A 25,241-nucleotide genomic window follows, 5' to 3' on the forward strand; every position below is an offset into this window, starting at 1 on the left:
GTTCACCGCCCTGCCGGCATCGCAGGATCGCCTTCGTTCCGGCGTCTACGCCCTGCTGGACGGCGCGGCCACCCATGTGGAGATCAGCCGTGACGACGTCGACGGCACTGTCCCGGCCACGGCGTGGTGAGGTGAATCCGGTGTGGTCGAACCGAGTTGACCGCCCTTTGGAGGAACGTGAGCCGCGCTTGTTCGTTTTGGCCGAAGCCGCGGTGCGGAATCCGTGCCTCACCTGTGGTCGTCGGCGCGCCGCGGCGGCTGCGACCGTGCCGTCCACTCGCGTGACGTGCGCCGACCCAGCCTCACCCGGACTGCTCCTGAGGGCCGGCCTGCAGGGTGGAGGGCCGGCCGAAACCACGCCGGATTGGATCGTGCGTTCGAGTGCGCGTGAAGAAAGGAAAGTGATCTTCACTTCCTGTGTGTACGTTGTGACGTCCTGCCAGGAGTGAGGCGACTGGGCTCTGCAGGGCGGCTCTGGGGAGGGCGTGGTGCACGTGCACAACGAGAGCAGTGCGTTCAGGGGTTCCGCTCGACGGCGTACCTTGACCGTCGTTGCGCTGGTTCTCTCTCTGGCAGGGGGGACGGTGTCCGCACAGGCGACGGCAACGTCGTCACCATCGGCATCGGGCGCATCATTATCGTCGTCGCCGCCGACCGCAGGCGGAAAGCCTGCGCAGTTCCCTGCGGTTGGGGCGCCGTCGCCACCGGTGGCGCCCTCTTCGAAGGGGGAGCGCCCGAAGGCGCCGCTCTCCGAGTCTGTCACGGCTGCAGCCCCGACCACCAACGACGCCGTGTACGCCTATGACGCGGCAGGTCGGCTCGTTGGCGTGAGTGATCCCAACGGTGAGACCGCGCGGTACCGGTACGACGCGGCCGGTAACCGTATGGGCATCGACCGATATGCGACCAGCTCTCTGTCCATCCTCTCGCTTGTCCCACTACGGGCGCCGGTTGGAGCGACAGTCACTCTGTCGGGCACCGGGTTCGCCGCCACAGCCACCTCCAACACGGTGAAGTTCGGTGGTGCGACCGCCGAGGTTGTCTCGGCCACGGCGACTCGCCTGACGGTGAAGGTTCCTGCCGGCGCCGAGGGCGGCAAGGTTTCCGTGACGGTCAGCGGCACCACGGCGCAGTCTGCTGAATCGTTCACCCGGTCCTCTCCGGCTCCGTCCGTTTCGAGCATGAGCCCGACGGACGGTCAGATGGGCACTGCGGTAGTGCTGACGGGAGCGAACTTTGCCACGGGCCTGACCGACAACGTGGTGCGGTTCGCCGGCGGAGTCGTCGCGGAGGCAACCGCGCGTACCGACACGACGTTGACGGTCAAGGTGCCGGCGGGTGCTGTGACCGGTCCGATGGAGATCGAGACAGCGGACGGCCGAAGTGCCTCTTCGACGGCGTTTCGCGTGGTCTCCTCCTCGGGCGATGGCGATATCGAGTCGTCGAAAACGACTTCGGTCTCTGACCCGGCACCACCGACGGTTGCCGTGACCACACCCGGCAACCGAGCGCAGGTCCTCTTCGACGCCAACCAGGGCGACGACATCAACTTCGGGTTCACCAACTCCACGTTCAACTCCGGTGTGACCCTCGAGCTCCATACGCCGCAAGGAGTCCGGTTCGGCGATAGCGGATACTTCAACGGGAACTCCGCCGCGTGGGAGATGTCCCGTCTTCCTGTCGGCGGTCGGTACGTTCTGATCCTCAAGCCGGGAACGGGCAACATCGGTGCCGTGACCGTGACGGTGTCCAAACCGGTCACCGGTGTTCTCGACCCCGCGGGTCCGACAGCGGACGTGCCGATCACGAGGGCGGGTCAGGAGGCCCGCTGGACGGTGAACGCCGCGCTGGGCACATCGCTGAGCATCGGAGTGGACGCGTCCGGAGTTTCCCAGACCGCGAACACCTACCTGTACCGACCGGATGGCACCGAGGCTGCGAGCGGTTACCTTCAGGCCAACCGGTCGGGATCGCTCGGAGCCCTGGTCGTTTCCGCCTCCGGGCAGTACACCGTGAGGTACGCCCCGAACCTGGCCGCGACCGGCACGGTGCGGCTGACCGCTTCGCGGTTCGCCGACGCGGGGACGTTGGATCCGACGGGCCCTCCAGGGCAGTTGAGGATCACTCGGCCCGGCCAATCGGGTGTGGCCCGCTTCGACGGCCAAGCCGGACAGCGGATATCCCTCGGGCTCACCCCCACGGGGTTCTCGTCCTACATCGAAGGAGAAGTCCGGGCGCCGGACGGCAAGGTGGTAAGCGGGAGCGCCTTCACTCTGTGGTCGGGTTCGAGCCATGACTGGGACAGCCCGCCTCTACCCGCGACCGGGACGTACTCGGTTGTCATCGACCCGCCGAACATCGATGTCGGTACGGTGGCTCTGACCGCTTCTCGTCCGCTTGCGCTGGGGGCGCTGACGACCACCGCCGCACCGACCCGGGCGGACATCAGTCGCATGGGGCAGAACGCGGAAGCTGCCTTTACCGCGTCGGCCGGCGACAATCTGGCGCTCGGAGTATCCGCCAACACCATGCTCTCCGGCACGAACATCAGCGTGTTCGCCCCGTCCGGTGCGATCGTTGTCGACCGCAAGTACGTCTCCGCCGGAGACAACGCCGGCATTCCATTGGCCGGGATTTCCGAGACCGGCGCTTACAGGGTGCTCCTGAATCCGGTGGACGGCGCGACCGGTGCCATGTCACTGACTCTGTCGGCGGACCTGGCGTTCACCGTCTCGGCCCAAGGCGCATCCGTACCGCTGTCCATGGCGCGCGCCGGCCAGACCGCCCGGGGCCAGTTCACCGCGTCGGCCGGCGACGACTTGTCCCTGGGAGTCACTGGAAACACCTTCACCGCGACGACCTACGTCACGGTGTTCGCCCCCTCCGGAGCGAAGGTCGTCGACGCCCAGTACCTCTTTGGCGCGACCTCCGGCTCGGTTCGCATGCCGGACCTTCCGCAGTCGGGAATCTACACCGTACTGATTTATCCCTCGTACGGGTCGACAGGGTCCCTGAACGTGACCTTGGCGGCTGACGTGCGGGCGACGTTGTCCGCCTCAGGCGCCTCGGTGCCGTTCCCGCTGACGAGGCCCGGCCAGCGGGCTCAAGGCCAGTTCACGGCGGTGGCCGGCGACGACCTTTCCATCGGGGTCACGGGCAACACCTTCACCGGGAACACGTACGTCACCGTTCTGGCTCCTTCCGGAGCCAAACTCATCAACGCCAAATACATCCCGGCACGGTACGGTGACACACTGCCGCTGCCCGACGTGTCCGAGTCCGGCACGTACACGGTCCTCTCCGATCCCGACCACGCGGCAACCGGGTCGATCGCTCTGACGCTCTCCGCTGACCTCCGCGTGGCTCTCACGGCTGACGGAGCCTCCGCTGCAGTCACCACGACCAGGCCGGGTCAGCAGGTTCGCGCCGAGTTCACGGGATCCAGCACGTCGGCGCTCGGCATCGGCGTCACCAACAACACCGTCACCAAGGCGAACGACGTGCACCTGATCGACCCACGGGGTGGGACGGGTACCTTCGTCGGCCGGTTCTCCGCGTCCGCTCCCGCGGCACACTACTTCACAGCGCTCACGGCAGGGACCAAGTACACCGTGCTGTACACGCCCAGCGAGGCAGGATCCGGCGGCATGACGCTGTGGCTGTCGAAACCGGTGACAACGGCGCTGACCACGGCGGCTCCCACAGCCACACCCACGATCAACCGCCCCGGCCAGCAGATCGAGCTCACGGTACCCGTAGCCGTAGGCGACGGCTACGCGGTCACCTTCACCGCAACGACGCTCAGCGGTGGCTCCAAGATCTATCACCTGCCACCTGGAGCCACGACCGACACCTACCTGGCCGGCCTGTCGACCGCGCCCGTGGACGCCGACCTGTTGCCGCCGTTGGCTGCCGGGACACACCGCATCCTGGTCCGTCCCAACGAGCCGACCACGGGAACAACCACGGCATCCCTCGTTCCTGACGCACAGGGCGGGGCCCTCGCGATCGGTGGGGCCAAGGCACCGGTCAGTCTGACGAAGGCGGGACAGAACGGGCGCTACACCTTCAGCGGCGCCGCGGGTCAGAAGTTGACCCTGACCTGGGACACCCCGCCCTCCTCCTGGTTGTTGTACGTCACCGGCCCGGACGGCAAGAGGCTGGTCGACGGCCGCTACCTCGGCACGACCACACTCACCACTGATCTCCCGGCGCTCGCAGCGACCGGAACGCACGTTCTGTCCGTCGAACCAGGTATGAACACGGGTACCTTCAAGCTGGCTTTGAAGAGTGTCGGTGCCACTGTGGCGGCGCCCCTTGCAACCGGGGCGGCGTCCGAGAAGGGCACCCCCGGCGCCCCGCAGGAACAACCGGCCACCGCGGCGGTCGCAGCCAAGTCGGTTCCCACGGGGTCCGACACGTGGCAGCCCGGCAAGGCGAACCTGGACGGCCGGGACTGGGTCACCGAACGAGGCCACGCGCCGAAGGCCCCACCGTCGCCGCAGGCACCGCCCCGAACGACATCGCTGACCGGCCGGGTACTCAAACTGGACGGCGACCCCCTCCAGCGGGTGACCGTGACCGTCGGGGCCAAAACGGCGCGCACCGACGCCCAAGGATGGTTCCTTCTCAGCGGCATCGATCCACGGGCAACGACGCTGGTCGTCGACGGCACCAGCGCGAACAGCAGTCAGCGCGCCTATGGTCGTTTCGACATCCACATTCAGCCCAAGGCCGGCCAGAGCGTGGATCTCGGGTTCCCGGTATGGATGACCCCACTGGACACCCGGAACACCGTCAAGTTCGCGGCGCCGGCCACCAGTGATGTCGTCCTGACGACACCGCAGATCCCGGGACTTGAGGTGCGCATCCCGAAGGGGTCGGTTGTAAGGGACGACAAGGGCAACCCTGTGACGGAGCTGGGGATCACCGCTGTCCCGATTGACCGGCCGCCCTTCCCGCTCCCGACGAACAGCGTGATCCCGGTCTACTTCACGGTGCAGCCCGGCGGCACCTACGTGTTCCCCAAGGGCGCGCAGATCATCTATCCGAACTACACCCATGAAGCCCCGGGTACCCGGGTCAGCTTCATGGACTACGACCCCAAGGCCAAGGGCTGGTACGTATACGGCCAAGGCGCCGTCTCCGCCGACGGCCGCCAGGTCGTACCCGACGCGAACACTCGCGTCTGGGCGTTCCACGGGGCCATGTTCAACATCGGCGACTGGGCCCCGTGGCTGACATCCTGGCTCAAGGACGCCGTCGACTGGCTCTCCGGTGACCCGGTCGAGCTCTCCACCGGGATGCTCACCGACTCCCACACCGACCTCGCCGTCTCAGACCCGCGAGGGAGCGCCGAGGCGACCCGCACGTACTGGCAGGGAGACACTGTCAAGCGCTCGTTCGGCATCGGCCGGGACCTGATGTACAACGCCTTCCTGCACTCCGAGCAGCAGTACGGGGAAGTCGACCTCTACCTGCCGGGCGGAGCCAAGGTCCACTTCACACGTACCTCGCCCGGCAACGGCTGGAGCGACGCGGTCTTCGAACCTCTCGACACCTCCAGCGAATTCAAGGGGTCGAAGATCTCCAATGTGGACAGCCGGTGGGAGCTGCGCTTCCGTGACGGCACTGTCTGGGTCTTCCCGCAGTACTCCCCCCTGAAAGAGATCCGCGATCGCCACGGCAACGTCACCAAGATCAGCCGATTGAACGGGAACAAGGGCGAGATCACCCAAGTGACCACCCCCGGCGGCCGCTGGGTCGGCTTCGGCTATGACGCCCAGCACCGCATCACCTCGGCCAGGGACAACGCCGGCCGCATCGTGGCGTACGCCTATGACGCGGCCGGGCGTCTCGAAACGGTGACCGATCCCGCGGGAAAGACCAGCCGCTACACCTACGACGGCACGACCAACCGCATCGCGAGCGCCACCGATGCCCGCGGCATCACTTACATGAGCAACACCTTCGACGCGAACGGACGTGTCAAGGAGCAGACCCTCGCCGAGGGCCAGAAATACACCTTCGACCACACCCAGACCGGTGTCGGTCAGGTCACCTCCACAACGGTGACTGAACCCGGAGGCGCGGTGAGGCGCGTCGAGTTCGACGCCGCCGGCTACGGCGTGAAGGACACCCAGGCGTTCGGAACCGCGCTGGCCCGACCCCTCACCTACACCCGCGACGCCGCGACCCACCGCATCAACGCGATCACCGACCCGTTCGGCCGACGCGTCGATCTTCAGTACGACGCCAACGGAAACATCACCTCCACCACGGAACTCGCCGGTACGCCCAAGGCCCGCACATCGGGAACCAGCAGCTTCGACGGCCCGTACGACCAGCCGACGAAGACGACCGATGCCCTCGGCAACACCACCACGTACACCTACGACGCCAACGGCAACCTCGACACGGTCAAGGACCCCGAAGGGCGCCTCACGGATTTCGACTTCCAGCCCGACGGGCAGATCGCCAAGGCAACCGCACCCGACGGCTCCGTGACCGAGTACACCTACCGCTACGGCGATCTGGTGAGCGTCAAGAACCCGGAAGGCCGCACCAGCACCCGCTTCTTCGATACCGCCGGCCGGCCCACCGTGGTCACCGACAGCGCCGGAGCGGCCGGCACTCTCACCTATGACAAGCTCAACCAGATTCGCACCAGCACCGACCCACTCGGTCAGAAGACGACGCTCGGTTACGACGACAACGGCAACCTCACCACTCTCACCGATGCCCGCGACAACACCACTGTGTGGGAGTACGACCAGGCAGAACGGCCCAAGGCCGCCACCGACCCCCTCGGCGCGAAGGTCACCTTCAGCTACGACGGAGCCGGCCGGATCGCCCGGGTCACCAATCGGCTCGGAGAGGTCGCCACCACTGATCACGACCTGCTCGGCCGGACCAAGACCACGAAATACGGCGTACAGATCAGCGGACAGGCCGAGTCGACGGTCAACTACGAGTACGACTCCTACGATCGCGGCAAGACCATCAGCGACACGGTGTCGGGCACCCAGTCCTTCACCTACGACGACTACGACCGACCTGCGACCGTCACCGGCCCCACCGGCACTGTCACCTACAGCTTCGACAACGCCGACCGCCGCGCCACGATGACCGCCGCAGGAACCACCACCGTCTACGGCTACGACACCTCCAACATCCTGACCAGCGTCAAAACCGGAGCGCAGAATGTCAGCTTCGGTCTCGACGCCGCGGGACGACAGAAGACCGCCGTCCTACCCGGCGGTATCACCCGCACCACTGACCATGACAAGACCGGCAATGTCAGGTCCATCGCGTACACCCGAGGCGCCCAGAACATCGGCGATCTCAACTACACCCGGGACAACCGTGGCCTGCAGACGCGGCTGAGCGGCACCCTGGCCGGCGTCGCGCTCCCGGCCACCGAGACGGGCGCCGTCTTCGGCAAGGACAACCGCGTCACCACTTTCAACGGTCGCAGCTTCACCTACGACAGTGAAGGCCGGCTCAAGAACGACGGCATGCGCGCTTACGCCTGGAACACCCGGGGTCAGCTCACCGGCCTCAGCAATACCGCCGGGACGAACGCCGCCTTCGGCTACGACCCGATGGGCACCCGCATCAGCAAGACCATCGACAGCTCCACCGCCAAGTACCTCACGGACGGCTCCAACCCTCTCGTCGAACAGACCGGCGCTGGTACGACGACGGCCACCGTCGCCACCGCGGGTATCGACGCCTTTCTGACCCGCGACGAGAACGGCCGGTCCCAGACCTACCTCACCGACGCCCTCGGTACCGTCGTCGGCCTCGCCAACACCGATGGCACCGTAGCCACCCGCTACACCTATGACCCCAGTGGTCAGCCCGCCATCGCCGGCCAGGCCACCACCAACCCCTACACCTTCACCGGCCGCGAGAAAGACAGCACCGGGCTTCTCTACTACCGCAATCGCTACTACGACCCCGAAACCGGCCGCTTCATCTCCCAGGACCCCATCGGCCAGGCCGGCGGAGCCAACCTCTACCAGTACGCCGCCGGCTCACCCACGACCTACACCGATCCCACCGGCAACAATCCGCTTCTCCTTGGCTGCGCCGCAGGCGGCCTGATCGATGGAGCCGTGGACTGGGGCATGCAGCGCTTGAGCGGCCGCAAGGTCAACTGGGGACAGGTCGGACGGTCCGCTGCCACGGGGTGCGCCTTCGGGATGCTCGGTTCCCTCGGCACCCTGAAATGGGCTGCCCGGGCGGGCTGCCCGAGCGGCAACAGCTTTACGGCCGAAACCCCGGTCGCCATGGCGGACGGGACCCGCAAGCCGATCAAGAACGTGAGGATCGGCGACCAGGTCCTGGCCGGCGACCCCACAACGCGGGAATCGGGACCGCGACGGGTCACCGCGCTGATCCAAGGCAGTGGTGACAAACAACTGGTCGACATAGCCGTCGCGGGAGCCGCGGATCCACTCACTGCCACCGAAGGCCACCCGTTCTGGGTGCCCGACCTCAAGCGGTGGGTGCCGGCCGGGGAGCTGGGCGCCGGGCAATGGCTCCTCACCGGGGCGGGAACCCGAGTACAGATCACTGCCGTAAGCCACCGGACACAGCAGGTGACGGTCTACAACTTGACCGTCGATGGACTGCACTCCTACTACGTGGGCGTCCGTGGGGCCGATGTACTGGTCCACAACAGCACGCCTGGATGCGGACCCCACCTGGCGCTCGGAATCCTCCACATTCGAGGTGGCGAACGCAATGTCCTGGCCAACTTCGCCGAACGGCTGGGGGCGGTCACGTACACCCACAAGATGTTCGGCATCCGACCCGGTGCTGCGATGAATTCCGACATGGTGGCGCAAATGATCGACGCTGTCGTCAGTCGAGGGGGATACATGTCCTTCAACATGCGAGGAATTCAGAAAGTCGATGAAATGGTCTCAGGGGCCGGCACCTTCGCCGGGAACAGTGTTACGGCGATGGAGCTGAGATACATTTGCGGCAACGCGGCAGCGTTGAGGGTTACGACCTTCTTCAACGGTCCGGCTCCCTGCTGACCGAGGTCGATCCGGTCACTCCCTGTCGGCCGACCAGCCGACCACGGGTCAACGTAACGCGGAGAGCTTTGTGGACATCAGTAGAAGGGTAGTGCTGGCGGGGGGCGGTCTGGCGGTATCGGCTGCCGCGGCCGGTGTCGCTCTCGCATCCCGGCCTGTATCCAAGTCGGAGGGAGCCTCGGGGCAGTGGGGGATGCCTGTCTGGAATTCACCTCACCCGTATCAGGTCATGGTCTCTCTGGATCTCGATGTGTTTTCTGGACGGGATCAAGTGGCCCTGCTGCAGGAGCTTTCCGCAGAGGTCGAGAGGGTGGCCCATGGCGTTGGGGAGTGTGTTATGGCTCTCGGTGCAAGCGTGTTCAAGCAGAGCCGAGTCCGCCCTCGGCATCTCACCGAGATGCCCTCTTTCGCCGGTGATGTGTTGGATCCCCGGCAGGTGCACGGAGATGTGCTCCTACAGTTTGGCGGTGCCTCACTCGCGCATGTGGTGAGGCCGGCCGAAGAGATCCTCTCCGGATCCCGACACTGGCGCCTTCGATGGCAAAGTAGCGGTTTTCGGTGGGGGAACCGAAAGTCGGGTGGGCGAGCCCTGGCCGATAATCCCTTCCGTTTCACCGAAGGATTCGGAAACCCGGTGGCGGATGGTGAAGCATCGGATCGAGCGATTGTCCGGGCCGGGCAACAGGAGCCCGATTGGGCTGTCGGCGGTAGCTACCAAGTGGTCAGAATCATCCGATTCGCGACCGAACTCTGGGACAAGGACCCCATCGACGAGCAGGAGCGGATCATCGGCCGGCGCAGGAACGGGCGATGGTTGGATGGAACGCCGGCCGACGAACGCGCGAACTTCTCGGCAGATCCTCAGGGCAGTGTCACCCCTCTGGATGCTCACGTACGGCGAGCCGCCCCGGACCCGCGAAATCATCCGGAAATTGTTCGTCGCAGCTACAGCTACGACCTGGGTGGCGGCGACAGGGGACTGGTCTTCACGTGCTTCCAGCGGGACCTCGCCAACGGATTCGAGGCCATCCAGAAGCGGCTGGAAGGTGAATCGATGAGCAAGTACATACTGACAACAGGGGGCGGATATTTCTTCATTCCGCCTCCAGGCAACAGCTGGATCGAGGCGATCGCACAGAATGCTTGACGATTTTGTCCCGGGCGAGCCGTGCTACCCGGAGGACGGTCATGGGGCGAAGTGAGGATGAGGCGTGGGTGGAGATGCTGGACGCCGGTTCGCCGCCGCATGCCAACGATTGGGATGCGGCGTTCTGGCCGCTGCTTCAGGCCGCTTCACGGAACCGGCTGTTTCGGTCGATGTTTCCCTGGCGTTCACTGAATCAGCTCTATCCGTCGGCCTTCGATGACATGAGGGATCGCTACGAGCCGTTCCCGTCCATCGCTGCCGAATCGGGCCGCTACACCGTCGTGGCGCACCCTGTGACATCCGGCATCGTTCTGCTTGAAACGGAGGATCCGGAGGAGGCCGTCGCGTTCGCGGCGGAACGGATCCGCCGTGTCTTGGGCGAGGGGGAGGGCGCGTAAACGTGGCGACGCGGCGTGGGGCCTGAAGGGGCTGCGTAAGGCTGACTGGACATGCGAATCGTTGTAGTCTCCGGAGACGGCCCTTGACCTGCGAAAAGCGGGCAGGGAGCAGACGAATCGGGAGTTATTTCATGCTTCGCACCATGTTCAAGTCCAAGATCCACCGGGCCACCGTGACCCAGGCCGACCTGCACTACGTCGGGTCGGTCACCGTCGACGCCGACCTGTTGGACGCGGCCGACCTGCTGCCCGGGGAGTTGGTCCACATCGTGGACATCACCAACGGCGCGCGGTTGGAGACGTACGTCATCGAAGGCGAGCGCGGGTCGGGTGTCATCGGGATCAACGGCGCCGCCGCCCACCTCGTCCACCCCGGGGACCTGGTCATCCTCATCAGCTACGCGCAGGTCGAGGATGCCGAGGCCCGGGAGCTGAAGCCCCGCGTCGTGCACGTGGACGCGGGCAACCGCATCATCGAGCTGGGTGCGGATCCCTCCGCGCCGGTACCGGGAACGGATCAGGAGCGCAGCCCCCACGCGGTTGCCGTCTGACGGGGTCGGGAGTCGGGAGCCATGGCGGACGAGCGGACGATCGTGTTCGAGGACGACCGTGAGGCCGGGCGGCTGCGCGCCGTCGAGGAGGGGCTCCCGGTCGGCTTCATCGCCTACTTCGCCCTCGCGGGACGTCTGGTGGAGGCCTTCTACGCGATCGCCTCGGCCGAGGGGCTGTCGGTGGTGCCGCTCTGCCCGTATGCCGCGAGTTGGGCCGCCCAACACCCCGACCTGGCGCCCGCGGCCACGGCGGAGTTGGTGGCGGCGGCCAGGGCGCAGCTCGCCTCGGACTCCGGCCTGTGGTGACGAACGCGTCCGCCCTGTGGTGACGAACCCGTCCGCGATGACGAACGCCTCTGTTGTCTCGGAGGTGTCCCTGACGCTGCTCCACACGTCCGCGGTGCACGTTCCGGTCTTCGACGCCCTGCGCGACCGGGAGCACCCGGGCGCCGTCCTGCGGCACCTGGTGGTCCCGGAGTTGCTGGACCGGGCCCGCGTGGAGGGCCCGGAGGCGGTGGCGCCGGCCGTACGGGAGCTGCTCGGCGGGTGCTCCGGGCGCGTTCTGGTCACCTGTTCGACGATCGGTGCGGTCGTGGAGGCGCAGGCCGGCCCGCTGGGACTGTCGTTGTTCCGGGTGGACCGGCCGATGGCCGCCGAGGCGGTCCGGATCGGCGGCCGGATCACCGTACTGGCCTCGCTGGAGTCCACTCTGGCCCCGACCGCGGGCCTGCTGGCCGAGGAGGCGGGTACGCGCGAGGTGTCCGTTCGGACGCGGGTGGTCGCCGGGGCCTGGGACCGGTTCGAGGCGGGTGACGGAGCCGGCTCCCTCGCCCTCGTGGCCGAGGCGATCGACGCCGTCACGGACACGGACGTCATCCTCCTCGCCCAGGGCTCGATGGCCGGCGCCGCGGCGTCGGCCACGACCCGGATCCCCGTCCTGACGGGTCCCGCACGCGGCCTGGCCGCCGCGCTGGGCCGTCAGCCGGTCCGCGGGTCCGCCGGTCGGCCGCTCTCCGGAGGGCGTACGGCCGGGGTTCCGGGGAAGGTGGGACACATGGTGCGAATCGAAGAGCAGACCCAGCCTCCGGTCCCCGGCCCCGACCCGCAGCCCCCGGTGCCGGGACCCGATCCGACGCCGGGGCCCCGCCCGTTCCCGGACCCCGAGCCGCCCACGCCGAGGCCGGCGCCGCCCGTACCCGGACCGGTGCCCGAGCCCGACCCGATCCCGGCGCCGCCCGGACCGGCCCCCGTGCCGCAGCCCGGCCCGCTCGGCTCGATCCGGGCCTGAGGCCCGAACCCGCCCGAACCCGGCCCGGTCGAGGTCGCTCGACCGGGGCCCGGGCCAGGCGCCGTTCGTCCGACGGGATCCGACGGGAGGCGCTCGACACGCCGTTCGCCGGCCGAGGCACCGGACCCGGGCCGCCCGCTCGTGGCCCGGGTCGGGTCGGGCCCCGGTCGGGGGCCCGAGGCACGCGCGTCGGTCCGTCCGCGGAGCGTCAGTCCGTGCGGACCTCGGAGCGGTCGCCGCTCCAGAGGGTGTGGAACGAGCCCTCCCGGTCGGTGCGCCGGTAGGTGTGCGCCCCGAAGAAGTCCCGCTGGCCCTGGGTCAGGGCCGCGGGCAGCCGCTCCGCGCGCAGGGCGTCGTAGTACGCCAGCGAGGCCGCGAACGCCGGCGCCGGGATGCCCTGGCGGACCGCCGCCACCAGCACCTCCCGCCAGTCGTCCTGCGCCGCGCCGATCTCCTGGGCGAACTCCGGGTTCGCGAGCAGGCTCGGCAGCGTGGGCTCGGCGTCGTACGCGGCGAGGATCCGGTCCAGGAACGCCGCCCGGATGATGCAGCCGCCGCGCCACAGCGAGGCGACCGCGCCCAGGTCCACGTTCCAGTCGTACTCGGCGCTGCCCGCCTGGATCTGGTGGAAGCCCTGCGTGTACGAGACGATCTTCGAGGCGTACAGGGCCTGCTCGACCTGGGCAGCGAAGGCGTCGGCCGCGGCCCCGGAGAGTGGCGTCGCCGACGGTCCCGCCAGATCGCGCGCGGCCGTGCGCAGGTCACCGTGACCGGACACGGCGCGGGCGAAGACCGCCTCGGCGATCCCCGAGACCGGCACACCCAGGTCGAGGGCGATCTGCACGGTCCAGCGCCCCGTGCCCTTCTGCTCGGCGGCGTCGGCCACGACGTCGACGAACGGCCGGCCGGTCGCGGCGTCCGTGTGCGCGAGGACCTCCGCCGTGATCTCGATGAGGTACGAGTCCAACCGGCCCGTGTTCCAGGTCCGGAAGGTCTCCGCGATCTTCGCGGGGGAGTAGCCGGCGACCTCGCGCAGCAGGTGGTAGGCCTCGGCGATGAGCTGCATGTCGGCGTACTCGATGCCGTTGTGCACCATCTTCACGAAGTGCCCGGCGCCGTCGGGGCCGATGTGCGAGACGCACGGGGTGCCGTCGGCGGCCTTCGCCGAGATCTTCTCCAGCAGCGGGCCGAGGGAGGTGTACGACTCGGCCGGCCCGCCCGGCATGATGCTCGGGCCGCGCAGCGCCCCCTCCTCGCCGCCCGAGATGCCGGCGCCCACGAAGTGGATCCCCTGCTCGCGCAGCTCGCGTTCGCGGCGGCGCGTGTCCTCGAAGTGGGCGTTGCCGCCGTCGATGATGACGTCGCCCTCTTCCAGGAGCTCGGCGAACTCGCGGATCACGGCATCGGTGGGCTCGCCGGCCTTCACCATGACGATCAGGCGGCGGGGTCGTTCCAGCGCGTCGACGAACTCCTTCGCGGACTCGGCCGCGACGAAGGAGCCCTCGTGGCCGAACTCCTCCACCAGGGCATGGGTCTTCGCGGCGGTGCGGTTGTGGACGGCGACGGTGAATCCGTTGCGGGCGAAGTTCCGGGCCAGGTTGCTGCCCATCACCGCGAGCCCGGTGACACCGATCTGGGCGGTGCTGCTGCTCATGCGTGCGCTCCTGCGTGCCTCGATGTGCGGGGACCCCCGACGCTACATCGACCGGGATGTGAGAGCTCGTCCGTTGTGCACTGATTCTCAACTTCGCCTTGAGGCGGGCTGGTTGTGCTACTTGCCGGGCGACTCGTGTCGCCGCTACCTTGTGCCCTTCCTGATGTCGTCAAGGGGGCTCCCATGGGCGTACGGGGCCGGCACCGCCGGTACCAGCCGAGCAGCATCAACCGGGCCTCGCTCGTCGTCACCGCCGGTGGCGCCGGGATCGCGCTCCCTCTTGTCGGAGCCGGGTCCGCCCATGCGGCCTCGGTGGAGACCTGGAACAAGGTCGCCACCTGCGAATCGACCAACAACTGGCAGATCAACACCGGCAACGGCTACTACGGCGGGCTCCAGTTCAGCCAGAGCACGTGGCGGGCCTTCGGCGGCACCGCCTACGCCCCCCGGGCCGACCTGGCCACCAAGGCCCAGCAGATCGCGGTCGCGGAGAAGGTCCTCAAGGGGCAGGGCCCGCAGGCCTGGCCCTCGTGCGGCCCCGCCGCCGGACTCAGCCGCAGCGGCCCGGCGCCCGCCGTCACCCCGCACCCGCAGTCCACGAAGCCGCAGCCGGCCAAGGCCCGGACCCCCGCGCCCCAGCCCGTGAAGGTGCAGGTCACCGCGAAGCTCCCGCAGGACGGGGCCGCGACGCCGAAGACCGCGCCGCGTCCGACGGGCACCTCCGTGCTCCCGAACCCGTACGTCGTCGCCCCCGGGGACTCCCTGTCGGCCATCGCCACCGAGCAGCGCGTCGAGGGCGGCTGGCAGGCGCTGTACGAGACCAACCGGGCCACCGTCGGCGCCGACCCGAACCTGATCCTGCCCGGCCAGCGCCTCACCCTGCGGATCACGGCCGCACCGCCGGCGCAGAACCCGGAGAAGCCACCGCGCACCGCGAAGCCGGTCAAGCCGGTGGCGCCGGCCGCGCCGAAGCCCGAGCAGAGCAAGCCCGCCCCGAAGCCCACGCCGGAGCAGAGCAAGCCCGCTCCGAAGGCGAAGCCGAAGACCGAGGCGGCCTCAGCGAAGCAGCAGACGTCCTCGGGGGGCTTCTTCGCGCCCGTCGACGCCGGACTCGGCACCGCCTACCGCGTCGCGGGCTCCTCCTGGTCCAGCGGCTACCACACGGGCGTCGACTTCCCGGTGCCCACCGGCACCAGCGTCAAGGCGGTCGGCTCCGGCACCGTGGTCTCGGCCGGCTGGTCCGGGGCCTACGGGTACGAGATCGTCATCCGGCACGCCGACGGCCGGTACTCCCAGTACGCCCACCTGTCGGCGCTCGCGGTCAGGGACGGACAGCAGGTCTCCGGCGGCCAGCGGATCGGCCGCTCCGGTTCGACCGGCAACAGCAGCGGTCCCCACCTGCACTTCGAGATGCGCACCGGACCCGGCTACGGCTCCGACATCGACCCGCTGCGGTACCTCCGCGGGCACGGCGTCGGCATCTGACCCGCGCACGTGCGGCGGCACGGCCATGAGCAGGACCAGGCCGGCCGCCGCCACCGCGGCGCTCACCGCCGCCGCCAGCGCGCCCAGCGACCCGTAGCGGAAGCCCTCGTCGAACACCGAGATCCCCACGGCCGCCGCGACCACCGGGTTGACCACGGTCACCGTCGCCAGCGGCGCCGTCAGTCCCGCCCCCCGGTAGGCGGCCTGTGACAGCAGCAGCCCGCCCGCCGCCAGCGTGGCGATGGCCGCCAGATCGGGCCACATCGCGGTCGGCGCGTCCAGGGAGAAGCCCTCCGCCACCGACTTCGTGAACACCGAGGCCATGCCGAAGGCCGTACCGGCCGCCGCGGCCAGCAGCACAGCGCGCCGCACGGCCCGACGCGTGCGGTGCGCCGCCAGGAACAGCACCGTCACCGTCGCTCCCGCGACCACCAGCAGCAGGGTCCGACCGTCGTGTGTCAACGCCTGCTCCGCCCGGCCCTCGCCGCCGGTCAGGGCCAACAGCCCCGCCAGGCCGACCGTGGCCGCCACCGCCCCGCGCCAGGCCGCGGCGCCCGCGCGGCGATGGACGAAGAACGCCGCCATCGGGAGCGCGAAGACGATGGTCAGGGCGCCGAGCGGCTGCACCAGGCTCAGCGGTCCGTACGCCAAGGCCACCACGTGCAACAGCGCGCCGAGCGCGTTCAGTCCGACCGCGAACCACCAACCGACCCGGCGCACATAGGACCGGTTCGGCGAGCCCGCCGCCACCTGCTCCTGGAGGATGGCGCCCCCCGCGTACGCGAGGGCGGACACCAGGCAGAGCAGAACGGACACCGCGAAGGCACTCATGAATTCCACAATGCCCGACCCAGGCGCCCTATTCCTCCCCCCAGAGGAGCCTCCGAAGGGCTTCGAGTCATCCTCTCGGCATACTCCGGTGGGACTACGGAACGGTTGGACAGACGGTTCCCGGCCACGCCGTCGATCAACGTCGCGCCCATCCCCACCGTGACGGCCCCCTCGCGGTGCGTGAGGTGCCCGGGCACGGGTTTGGCCCCGGGCGCGTCGCCTCCGTACAGTGGCCCTTTTGGGACCTCCGCAGCAGGCGGACGCGGACGAGTGATCAAGGAACGGCAGCGGCCATGACGGTGACCGAAGACAACCACGCATACGGGCCGGGCATCGACCCCGAGCGGCTGGCCCTCGTCCTCAACGTGCTCGGTGAGCTCGACAAGCTCGACGTCGACCACCCCGACGCCATCACCGTACGCCGTGCCACCGCCGGCCTCTACCGCACGGTCAAGCAGCGTCGCCGCCAGGACCGCCGCGCCGCCAAGACCGCCAACGACAAGGCCGTCACCGAGGCGACCGCGACCGGCTCCGCCGAGCGCATCGACGACGAGACCCAGGGCAACGCCCTGACCGCCGCCACCAAGGGCCCGATCGCCGGAATACTCCAGCGTCCGCGCTCCTGCTACATCTGCAAGACCCGCTACGTCGAGGTCGACGCGTTCTACCACCAGCTCTGCCAGGACTGCGCCGCCTTCAACCGCGCCCGCCGCGACGCCCGCACCGACCTGACCGGCCGCCGCGCCCTGCTCACCGGCGGCCGCGCCAAGATCGGCATGTACATCGCGTTGCGGCTGCTGCGCGACGGCGCGCACACCACCATCACCACCCGCTTCCCCAACGACGCGATCCGCCGCTTCAAGGCCATGCCCGACAGCTCCGAGTGGCTGCACCGCCTGAAGATCGTCGGCATCGACCTGCGCGACCCGGCCCAGGTCGTCGCGCTCGCCGACTCGGTCGCCGCCGAGGGCCCCCTCGACATCCTGATCAACAACGCCGCGCAGACCGTGCGCCGCTCCCCGGGCGCCTACAGCGAACTCGTCGCCGCCGAGACCGCCCCGCTGCCGGCCGGCGAGCTGCCCGCCGCCGAGGTCATCGGCACCTTCGGCAGCGGCACCGTGGACCGGGTCGCCGCCCTGCCCACCGGCAAGGGCGAGAAGCTGAGCGCGCAGGACGTCACCGAGCTGGCGCTGGTCTCCGGCTCCGCCTCCCTGGAGCGGATCGCCGCCGGCACGGCCATCGACGCCGGCGGCCTGGTCCCCGACCTGCACGACACCAACAGCTGGATCCAGACGGTGTCCGAGGTGGACCCGATCGAGCTGCTCGAAGTGCAACTGTGCAATTCCACCGCGCCTTTCATCCTGATCAGCAAGCTCCGGCCGGCGATGGCCGCGGCCGGGGCCGGTCGCAGGTACGTCGTCAACGTCTCCGCGATGGAGGGCGTGTTCAGCCGCGGCTACAAGGGCGCCGGCCACCCGCACACCAACATGGCCAAGGCCGCGCTGAACATGCTGACGCGGACCAGCGCGCAGGAGATGTTCCAGAAGGACCAGATCCTGATGACCGCGGTGGACACCGGCTGGATCACCGACGAGCGGCCCCACCCGGACAAGGTCCGGCTCGCCGAGGAGGGCTTCCACGCCCCGCTCGACCTGGTGGACGGCGCGGCCCGGGTGTACGACCCGATCGTGCGCGGCGAGGCGGGCGAGGACCTGTTCGGCGTATTCCTCAAGGACTACGCGCCCGCCAACTGGTAGGCCTTGCCCCTCGACCGGCCCGCCCCCGCCGACTGGTCGCCTTGCCCCCACCCGCTCGCCCGTGCCGACGTCGGCACGGGCGAGCGGCGTTTCCCGCGCGCGGCGCGGCCCCGGAGTGTCGGGGCGCGAGTGGGCGGGGAGTCCCCGTGTCCCCCTTTCGGGTGAGGTCGCGAGCGCGCGGTGACCGCCTGCGGCAAGGGCGCCCCGGCTGCCGTGTCGGAGCCCGTTCCGACGACGCGTACGCCGCCCGGCCCGTCACCCGCCCGGCCCAACGCCCGGCATGGCCCCTCACGCCCCCGGCGCGTCCCGTCCCGCCCCGCGCGGCTTGCGCGGCCCGTCCCGTTCGGCCGGAACACGGCCGTCGGGTCGGTGGTGGAACTCGCGCGGGTGGACCGGGTCGCCGCTACCGTCGGGATTGCCCCGGGCACCCCGGCAGTCCCAACTGAAACCCCCGCTCCGCGCCTTCCCGTACGACCGACAGCCCATTCCGGTGAACCGCCGGCGTCCGATGTACTGAACTCGGGGCGAAAACAAGTGATCCGGAGTGGATTTTACCGTTCCATCGAGCGGGACCCCGCTCATATGTGTACTCTGATCGGCATGGAGGCCTCACCCGGGCCCCGCTCCACCAAGGCGCCACCGCGTCCGGAAAACCTTTATTTCCCTATCTCCGGCGCGCGATCAGCCCGCTGGGTTACGCGACACAAGGGAGTTCGCGGTGACTGAAATGACCAAGCCCGACCCATCGCTGGAGCGAACCGTCCGAGCGGTGAAGGGGAAGACCCGGTCCGACGAACTGGGAAGCCTCGAAGTGTGGGCGCGTTCCGCCCCCATCCGGCTCGCGGGTTACGAGGACGACCTGGCCGAACCGCACATCCTCCCCGGCATCGACTAGAACCGCCGGCCCCCCTGTGGGCCCCCGACCTGCGCCCCCGCGCCACCATGGCGACGGGGGCGAGGCATGCGCCCCTCGGCCCCGACGGAGCCCCGCCGCGACACCGACACCGGTCCGTGCGACCGGAGTTCCCGATTCGCGTACGCCCTGGGCGTCATCGCCGAGAGCGATCACGGGTTCCGCGCGGGCCACCCGCCGGGCAGGCTCATCCCATGAAACTGCTGATGCTGGGTGGTACCGAATTCGTCGGACGCGCGATCACCGAGGACGCCCTCGCCCGGGGCTGGGAGGTGACCGTCTTCCACCGCGGGCACCACGCACCCCCGCCCGGGGTCCGCGCCGTGCACGGGGACCGCACCTCCGTCGAGGGCCTGGCCGGCCTCGCCGACGGTGAGTGGGACCTCGTCGTCGACACGTGGAGCGGCGCGCCCACCGCCGTGCGCGACATCGCCCGCCTGCTGGCCGACCGCGTCGGGCGGTACGTGTACATATCCAGCCGCTCGGTGTACGCCTACCCGGCCCCGGCCGGCCTCGACGAGGACGGCCCGCTGGTCGAGGGCTCGGCCGACGCCGAATCCGTCGCCTACGCCGAGGACAAGCGCGGCGGCGAACTCGCCGCCCTCGACGCCTTCGGCGACCGCGCCCTGCTGGTGCGCGCCGGCCTGATCATCGGCCCGTACGAGAACGTCGGCCGGCTGCCCTGGTGGCTCAACCGCGCCGCCCGCGGTGGTCCGATGGTGGCCCCCGGACCGCGTGGGCACCGGCTCCAGTACATCGATGTACGCGACCTCGCGGCCTGGACCCTGGACGCCGCCGAGGCCGGGCGCGGCGGCCCCTACAACCTGGTCTCCCCGGTCGGTCACGCCACGATGGAGGAGCTCCTGGAAGCGTGCCTCTCCGCCACCGGCGGGAACGCCGAGCTGCGCTGGATCGACCCGGCCGCGATCGAGGCGGCGGGCGTCCAGCCGTGGACCGACCTGCCGATCTGGCTTCCCGACGGCAGCGAACTGCACGCGCACATGAGCAGCGACGTGAGCAGGGCGGTGGAGACGGGCCTCGTGTGCCGTCCCGTCGCCGAGACCGTCACCGACACCTGGGCCTGGCTCCGGTCCCTCGACGGTGACGCCCCGCAGCGCCCCGACCGCTCGACCAAGGGGATCTCCCCGGAACAGGAGGCGACGCTACTCGGGCTCTGACCGGGAGGTCTCCGCGAGGCGGGTGGGCGGCAGGTACTCGCGCAGCAGGGTGCGGTGCCACCACGCGCCCGTCTCCCGGAGTTCCCGCCAGGTCGTGAACCGGTAGCGGTAGAGCCTGGCCCGCACATGCGTCGGAGGGGCGTCCGGGAAAGGGTTGTGCCGCAGCAGCCGCAGCGTGTCCCGGTCACCGGCCAGCAGGCGCTCGACGAACGGCCCGAACCAGTCCCGCGCGTAGCCGGGGGAGAGCGCCGCGAACCACATCAGCCAGTCCAGGCGCAGGTGGTAGGGGGCGAACTGGCGGGGCATCCGGCCCGGCGCGCCCGGCTTGCCCCTGAACTCGTAGGCGCGCCAGTCGCCGTCCTCCCGCGGCACCCGGTCCGCGCTCCCCTCCACCACCACCTCGTCCCGGACGCGCCCCACCGTGCCGAACGCCCCGTACGTGTTGACCAGGTGCAGGGAGTCGAAGGAGCGGTTCATCGTCTGGCGGCGGGAGGCCATGTTGGCCACCGGGTGCCGGCTGAGCCAGAGCACCAGGGCGCTCACCGCGCACACCAGCACCACGAACCACAGTGGCGCCCCGCGCGAGGCGGTCTGCGGCGGCGGGCCCGCGAGCCCCGTGAAGTCGATCGCCGACAGCGCGATCGTGATCGTGATCCAGTTCAGCCACGCGAAATTGCCCGACAGGACCAACCACGCCTGAGTGGCCACGACGATCGCGGCGGCGTACGAGGCCACCGGCTGCGGAGTGAAGAGCAGCACCGGGACCACGAGCTGGGTCACGTGGTTCGCCGCGCACTCCACTCGGTGCAGCGGCTTCGGCAGGTGGTGGAAGAACCAGCTCAGCGGCCCGGGCATCGGCTGCGTCTCGTGGTGGTGGTAGAGACAGGTGAGCTTGCGCCAGCAGGGGTCGCCCCGCATCTTGATCAGCCCCGCCCCGAACTCCACTCGGAAGAGGACCCACCTCAGCAGCCACAGCACCAGCACCGGCGGCCCGACCCGGGCGTTTCCGAGGAAGACCGCGAGGAAGCCCACCTCCAGCAGCAGCGACTCCCAGCCGAAGGCGTACCAGGTCTGTCCCACGTTCACGATCGACAGGTACAGCAGCCAGGGAACGGCCCACATGGCCATCGCCGCCCCCAGCGGCACCAGGTCCCCGACGCCGGCGGCGAGCGCGGCCGCGAACGCCGCCCCGGTCCACGCGCATCCGGCGAACAGGCCGTCGGAGTAGCGCAGTTGGAACAGGCTCGGGGCGCGCCGGAAGGGCACGTGCCGTACGTGGCGCGGCACGGGCAGCATGCCGTGCGTCCCGATCAGCGCCCGGAACTGCAGGGCGGCCCCGACGAAGGCCAGGAGGTACACCCCTGCCAGGGCCCGCTGGAAGACCAGCCGGGCCGGCCAGTAGTCGGGCGCCGTGAACCAGTCCATCGTCTCCAGTATCCGGCGCCACGCCGGACCGTGCCGATCAGTGCCGGTCCCGGGGGCCTGAACGGGTGCTCGGCGGGGCCGCGGCCGGAGGGTTTCCCTGAACGCGTTCAAGATGCGGCCCCGGGGGAGATGCGGCAGACAAGGAGGAGCAACCGGGGCGAAAGGAAGAAACACGTGAGCGACGGGCCCGACGTGCACGCACCGACACACCGTCAGAATCCGAACCGTCAGACACCACGCCGTCACACACCCGCCAGAGCGCCCCTCTTCGCGCTCGTCGGCCTGCTCGGGCTGCTCGCCACGGCCTGCGGCACGACCGAGGAACCCCGGGCCGCGGCGGCCGGCCCCGAGAGCCAGGAGGTCCACCTCCAGCCGGTCGGGACGGCCGGCCCCGACCCGTTCACCAACTCGTCCGCCACCGCCGAATCAGCCCCCGTCCAGCCGCCGCTCCCCAACGCGTCCGGCCAGGGCATCCGCACCGTCAACGCCGCCACCCCGGGCCTGTACGGCGGAACCCAGCGGCTCGGCAGTTGCGACGTCGAACAGCAGGTCGGCTTCCTCACGGGGGACGACGCCAAGGCCGGCGCCTTCGCCCGGGCCTCCGGCATCGAACAGGCGAGGCTCCCCGAGTACCTGCGCGGCCTCACCCCCGTGGTGCTGCGCGCCGACGCCCGCGTGACCAGCCACGGCCTGCTCGACGGCCGCGAGAAGAGCTTCCAGTCCGTGCTCCAGGCCGGCACGGCCGTCCTCGTGGACAACCACGGCATGCCCCGGGTGCGCTGCGCCTGCGGCAATCCCCTGGGCGCGCCGCGCGCCCCCAAGGGGAGCCCGGTGCTCAAGGGCGACGCGTGGAACGGCTACCAGGCGAACCAGGTGATCGTCATCGAGCCCACCGTCCAGGTGCTGGGCAGGCTCACCATCGTCAACATCGCCAACAACACCTGGATCGAGCGGACGAGCGGTGACGACGGAGCCCAGGACAGGACCCCGCGGGTGATGCCCCCGTACGATCCGGCGGACGGCATCCCGGACGGTCCCGTCACTTCCACCGAGCCGTCCCCCGGACAGTCGGCACCCTCCGGGGCGCCGTCCGACGGACCCTCCGGCCCGCCCGCGGACGTTCCCGGCGGTCTTCCCCCGGGCGTCCCGAGCGGGCAGCCGCAGGAGGTCCCGTCCGGCCCGGCGGCCGGGGTGCCCTCCGAGGTCCCGTTCGACGTACCGCCCGGTCAGCCCTCGGACATCCCCCCGGACCTCTTCACGGAGCCCATGCCCGTCGACCCGGGGTTGCCGAACGGTGACCCGGGGTTGCCGACCGGACCGGACGCGGTGCCGGACCAGGGGGACCCGTACGGCCCGGGCACCGTCCCCGACGTCGGGAAGCAGCCCTCGGACCCGGGTGGGCAACTGGAGAGCGCCTGACCCGGCGGTGTGTCATGGTGGATCGGTGCCGACCACCGTATCGCTGCCGGACGACTGGCCCGCACACCCGGACCGGTCGCTCTCGCTGAACCGCATGGGCAGTTTCGACTGGGACCTGGTCACCGGGCTCCTGCATCTGGACGCAGCGGCTCTCGACGTCTTCGACACGGACCCCGCCGCGTACGACGGACGCCCCGCGTCCCTGTCGCCACGCGTTCCGGCCGCGGAGGCGACTCGGCTCGACGCCCTCGTCTCCGGCGCCCTCAAGAGCGGGGTGGACAGCTACGGCGCCTATTTCCGCATCCGCTGCCGCGACGGCCGACTGCGCTGGACACACACCCAGGGCCGGGTCATGCGCGGCGCGGACGGGCAGCCGCACCGGATCATCGGCATCGTCCGCGACGCGACCGAGGAGCTCAGCCACTCGGCCGAGCGCCTCGGTCTGGACGAGGAACGCCGCCGCCAGACCTCCGTCGTCGAGAGCACCACGGCCGCCCTCGCCCACGCGCGCACCGTTCGGGACGTCATCGACGTCATCGGCGACGCCCACGGCCTGGAGCGGCTCGGCTCGATGGGCATGGTGATGGGCCTCGTCGAGGCCGGCCGCATCCACCTGGTGGCCGAAGGGCCCGTGGGCAGTTTCGTGCCGGGCACCCGCTACACCCGCATCGACGATGCGTACCCGATGAGCGAGGTCGTCCGCTCGCTCGAACCGCGCTTCCTCGACTCCGCGGAGGAATTCGCCGAGGGCTATCCGGAACTCTGGGCCAAGATCTCGTACATGGACATCTCGGCCGCCGCGTACCTGCCGCTGATCGCCCAGGCCCGCCCGATCGGCGCCATCGGACTCCTGTACCAGGACAAGGACGGCTTCACCCAGGACGAACGCAACCTGCTCGTCGCCCTGGGCAGCAGCATCGCGCAGAGCCTCCAGCGGGCCATGCTGCTGGAACAGGAACACGATCTGGCGGAGGGGCTCCAGCAGGCGATGCTGCCGCGCCGCATCCCGTCCGTCCCCGGCGTCGACATCGAGGTCCGCTACCGCTCCGCCCGGATGGGCCAGGACATCGGCGGCGACTGGTACGACGTCATCCCGCTGCCCGGCGGCAAGGTGGGGGCGGTCATCGGGGACGTACAGGGCCACGACACGCACGCGGCGGCCGTCATGGGCCAACTGCGGATCGTCCTGCGCGCGTACGCGGCCGAGGGGCACTCGCCGGCCACGGTGATGGCCCGAGCGTCCGTCTTCCTCCACGAACTGGACACCGACCGGTTCGCCACCTGCCTGTACGTCGAGGTCGATCTGGCCACGGGCGTGCTCCAACTGGTCCGGGCCGGCCACATCGACCCCCTGCTGCGCACCCGGGACGGGGACTGTCTGCGGCTGCCGGTGGAGGGCGGGATGCCGCTCGGGCTGTCGGCGGAGTTCGGCAGGCTGGAGTACGGCGTCACCACGGTGGAACTCGATCCCGGGGAAACGCTTCTGCTCTGCACCGACGGGCTCGTCGAACAACCCGGCGCCGACCTCGACGACGGCATCCGACTCCTGACCACCCTGATCCGCAAGGGGCCGGCCGACCTGGGGGAGCTCGCCGACCGGCTCTGCGAGGTCGTCGACGAACGGGGTGGCAACGACGACATGGCCCTGCTGTTGCTGCGACGCCAACCGGACGAGACCCCACAGGCCGGAGGCCGCCTCCAGCAGCACGTGGCCCCCGGCGACCCCGAGGCGCTGGTCGCCGCCCGCCACATGATCGGCGCGGCGGTGCGGTCCTGGGGAGCCCGGGGCCGGTCCGACGAGATCGAACTGGTCGCGGACGAGCTGATCGTCAACGCCCTGATGCACACGGACGGACCGGCCATCGTGACGCTGCGGATCCTGGCCGGTTCGCAACGACGCCTGCGGGTGGAGGTCGAGGACCGCTCCAGCGCGCTGCCGAGGCGTCGCGAGGCGGGCGACTCGGGGGTGTCGGGGCGCGGCCTGATGCTGGTGGACCGACTCGCGGACGTGTGGGGCGTGGAGCCGCGGGGGAGCGGCAAGTGCGTGTGGTGCGAGTTCGTCATGGGCTAGGCCGTCTCTTCCGGATCCTGCCGGGCCTGCCGGTCGGCCCGGCCGGTCGAGTCGCGCGGGCGGGGAGCCGGCGG

14 protein-coding genes and 1 pseudogene are annotated in these 25,241 nt (G+C 70.0%); 12 read left to right on the forward strand and 3 right to left on the reverse strand.

The annotated features are described in order from the left end of the window. The first annotated feature begins 791 nt into the window (after positions 1 to 791). The 6 genes from ACFYW3_RS03430 (at position 792) to ACFYW3_RS03455 (ending at position 12,434) form a co-directional block, all read left to right on the forward strand. The gene (locus ACFYW3_RS03430) at positions 792 to 9,050 is read left to right on the forward strand and encodes an RHS repeat-associated core domain-containing protein (RefSeq protein WP_389385385.1); all 8,259 of its coding nucleotides are present in this window, start codon (positions 792 to 794) and stop codon (positions 9,048 to 9,050) included. A gap of 229 nt (positions 9,051 to 9,279) precedes the next feature. Beyond that, a complete protein-coding gene (locus tag ACFYW3_RS03435; RefSeq protein WP_389385386.1) occupies positions 9,280 to 10,197 on the forward strand; it encodes a Dyp-type peroxidase in 918 nt (305 codons plus the stop codon). A 74-nt stretch (positions 10,198 to 10,271) separates the two neighbouring features. Continuing rightward, entirely contained in the window at positions 10,272 to 10,595 is a 324-nt protein-coding gene (locus ACFYW3_RS03440; protein ID WP_389385622.1) for a DUF6193 family natural product biosynthesis protein, read from the forward strand. Between the two features lie 131 nt (positions 10,596 to 10,726). Continuing rightward, positions 10,727 to 11,146, forward strand: a complete 420-nt coding sequence (gene panD / locus ACFYW3_RS03445) for an aspartate 1-decarboxylase (protein ID WP_351761875.1) — start codon at positions 10,727 to 10,729, stop codon at positions 11,144 to 11,146. 21 nt (positions 11,147 to 11,167) lie between these two features. Continuing rightward, positions 11,168 to 11,452, forward strand: coding sequence for a GNAT family N-acetyltransferase (locus ACFYW3_RS03450; protein ID WP_389385387.1), 285 nt, complete (start codon positions 11,168 to 11,170; stop codon positions 11,450 to 11,452). Positions 11,453 to 11,489: 37 nt separating this feature from the next. Continuing rightward, on the forward strand, positions 11,490 to 12,434 hold the full coding sequence (locus ACFYW3_RS03455) for a hypothetical protein (protein WP_389385388.1): 945 nt from the start codon (positions 11,490 to 11,492) through the stop codon (positions 12,432 to 12,434). A 208-nt stretch (positions 12,435 to 12,642) separates the two neighbouring features. Here the strand turns inward: ACFYW3_RS03455 and gndA are convergent, their stop codons facing one another. Further along, positions 12,643 to 14,088 (reverse strand): NADP-dependent phosphogluconate dehydrogenase, encoded by a 1,446-nt coding sequence (gene gndA, locus ACFYW3_RS03460; protein ID WP_351761871.1) that lies wholly within the window; start codon positions 14,086 to 14,088, stop codon positions 12,643 to 12,645. Between the two features lie 183 nt (positions 14,089 to 14,271). Between gndA and ACFYW3_RS03465 the strand changes: the two genes are divergently transcribed. Further along, positions 14,272 to 15,573, forward strand: coding sequence for a transglycosylase family protein (locus tag ACFYW3_RS03465; RefSeq protein WP_351761869.1), 1,302 nt, complete (start codon positions 14,272 to 14,274; stop codon positions 15,571 to 15,573). A gap of 102 nt (positions 15,574 to 15,675) precedes the next feature. On the opposite strand, the pseudogene ACFYW3_RS03470 reads toward ACFYW3_RS03465, so the two are convergent. Further along, positions 15,676 to 16,725, reverse strand: a pseudogene (locus ACFYW3_RS03470) (DMT family transporter); the annotation flags it as partial. On the opposite strand from ACFYW3_RS03470, the gene ACFYW3_RS03475 reads away from it, so the two are divergent. From ACFYW3_RS03475 to ACFYW3_RS03485, 3 genes are all read left to right on the forward strand, one after another. Continuing rightward, positions 16,698 to 18,161 (forward strand): SDR family NAD(P)-dependent oxidoreductase, encoded by a 1,464-nt coding sequence (locus ACFYW3_RS03475; protein ID WP_351761867.1) that lies wholly within the window; start codon positions 16,698 to 16,700, stop codon positions 18,159 to 18,161. The pseudogene ACFYW3_RS03470 and the gene ACFYW3_RS03475 overlap by 28 nt on opposite strands. Positions 18,162 to 18,879: 718 nt before the next feature. Further along, positions 18,880 to 19,056, forward strand: a complete 177-nt coding sequence (locus ACFYW3_RS03480; RefSeq protein ID WP_159041562.1) for a hypothetical protein — start codon at positions 18,880 to 18,882, stop codon at positions 19,054 to 19,056. 212 nt (positions 19,057 to 19,268) lie between these two features. Further along, positions 19,269 to 20,252, forward strand: coding sequence for an NAD-dependent epimerase/dehydratase family protein (locus ACFYW3_RS03485; protein WP_389385389.1), 984 nt, complete (start codon positions 19,269 to 19,271; stop codon positions 20,250 to 20,252). On the opposite strand, the gene ACFYW3_RS03490 is transcribed toward ACFYW3_RS03485, so the two are convergent. Next, complete coding sequence (locus ACFYW3_RS03490; RefSeq protein ID WP_389385390.1) at positions 20,238 to 21,677, reverse strand: lipase maturation factor family protein; 1,440 nt, start codon at positions 21,675 to 21,677, stop codon at positions 20,238 to 20,240. The two genes, ACFYW3_RS03485 and ACFYW3_RS03490, sit on opposite strands and share 15 nt — an antisense overlap. 174 nt (positions 21,678 to 21,851) lie before the next feature. Between ACFYW3_RS03490 and ACFYW3_RS03495 the strand changes: the two genes are divergently transcribed. After that, positions 21,852 to 23,096: a DUF6777 domain-containing protein gene (locus ACFYW3_RS03495; protein ID WP_389385391.1), complete on the forward strand. Its 1,245-nt coding sequence runs from the start codon at positions 21,852 to 21,854 to the stop codon at positions 23,094 to 23,096. A 7-nt stretch (positions 23,097 to 23,103) separates the two neighbouring features. Next, positions 23,104 to 25,167 carry a SpoIIE family protein phosphatase gene (locus ACFYW3_RS03500; protein WP_351752315.1) on the forward strand — a complete coding sequence of 688 codons (2,064 nt, stop codon included), beginning with the start codon at positions 23,104 to 23,106 and terminating at the stop codon, positions 25,165 to 25,167. Positions 25,168 to 25,241: the final 74 nt, after the last annotated feature.

Origin of the sequence: Streptomyces sp. NPDC002602, from assembly GCF_042889445.1 — a bacterium.
Classification (GTDB): Bacteria; Actinomycetota; Actinomycetes; order Streptomycetales; family Streptomycetaceae; genus Streptomyces.

What these genes read in the sequence shown, in the direction of transcription:
- ACFYW3_RS03485 (WP_389385389.1), top strand. Translation starts at nt 19,269, where the DNA reads ATGAAACTGCTGATGCTGGGTGGTACCGAATTCGTCGGACGCGCGATC.
- gndA (WP_351761871.1), bottom strand. Translation starts at nt 14,088, where the DNA reads ATGAGCAGCAGCACCGCCCAGATCGGTGTCACCGGGCTCGCGGTGATG.
- ACFYW3_RS03455 (WP_389385388.1), top strand. Translation starts at nt 11,490, where the DNA reads ATGACGAACGCCTCTGTTGTCTCGGAGGTGTCCCTGACGCTGCTCCAC.
- ACFYW3_RS03440 (WP_389385622.1), top strand. Translation starts at nt 10,272, where the DNA reads ATGCTGGACGCCGGTTCGCCGCCGCATGCCAACGATTGGGATGCGGCG.
- ACFYW3_RS03490 (WP_389385390.1), bottom strand. Translation starts at nt 21,677, where the DNA reads ATGGACTGGTTCACGGCGCCCGACTACTGGCCGGCCCGGCTGGTCTTC.
- ACFYW3_RS03465 (WP_351761869.1), top strand. Translation starts at nt 14,272, where the DNA reads ATGGGCGTACGGGGCCGGCACCGCCGGTACCAGCCGAGCAGCATCAAC.
- ACFYW3_RS03435 (WP_389385386.1), top strand. Translation starts at nt 9,280, where the DNA reads ATGGTCTCTCTGGATCTCGATGTGTTTTCTGGACGGGATCAAGTGGCC.
- panD (WP_351761875.1), top strand. Translation starts at nt 10,727, where the DNA reads ATGCTTCGCACCATGTTCAAGTCCAAGATCCACCGGGCCACCGTGACC.
- ACFYW3_RS03475 (WP_351761867.1), top strand. Translation starts at nt 16,698, where the DNA reads ATGACGGTGACCGAAGACAACCACGCATACGGGCCGGGCATCGACCCC.
- ACFYW3_RS03450 (WP_389385387.1), top strand. Translation starts at nt 11,168, where the DNA reads ATGGCGGACGAGCGGACGATCGTGTTCGAGGACGACCGTGAGGCCGGG.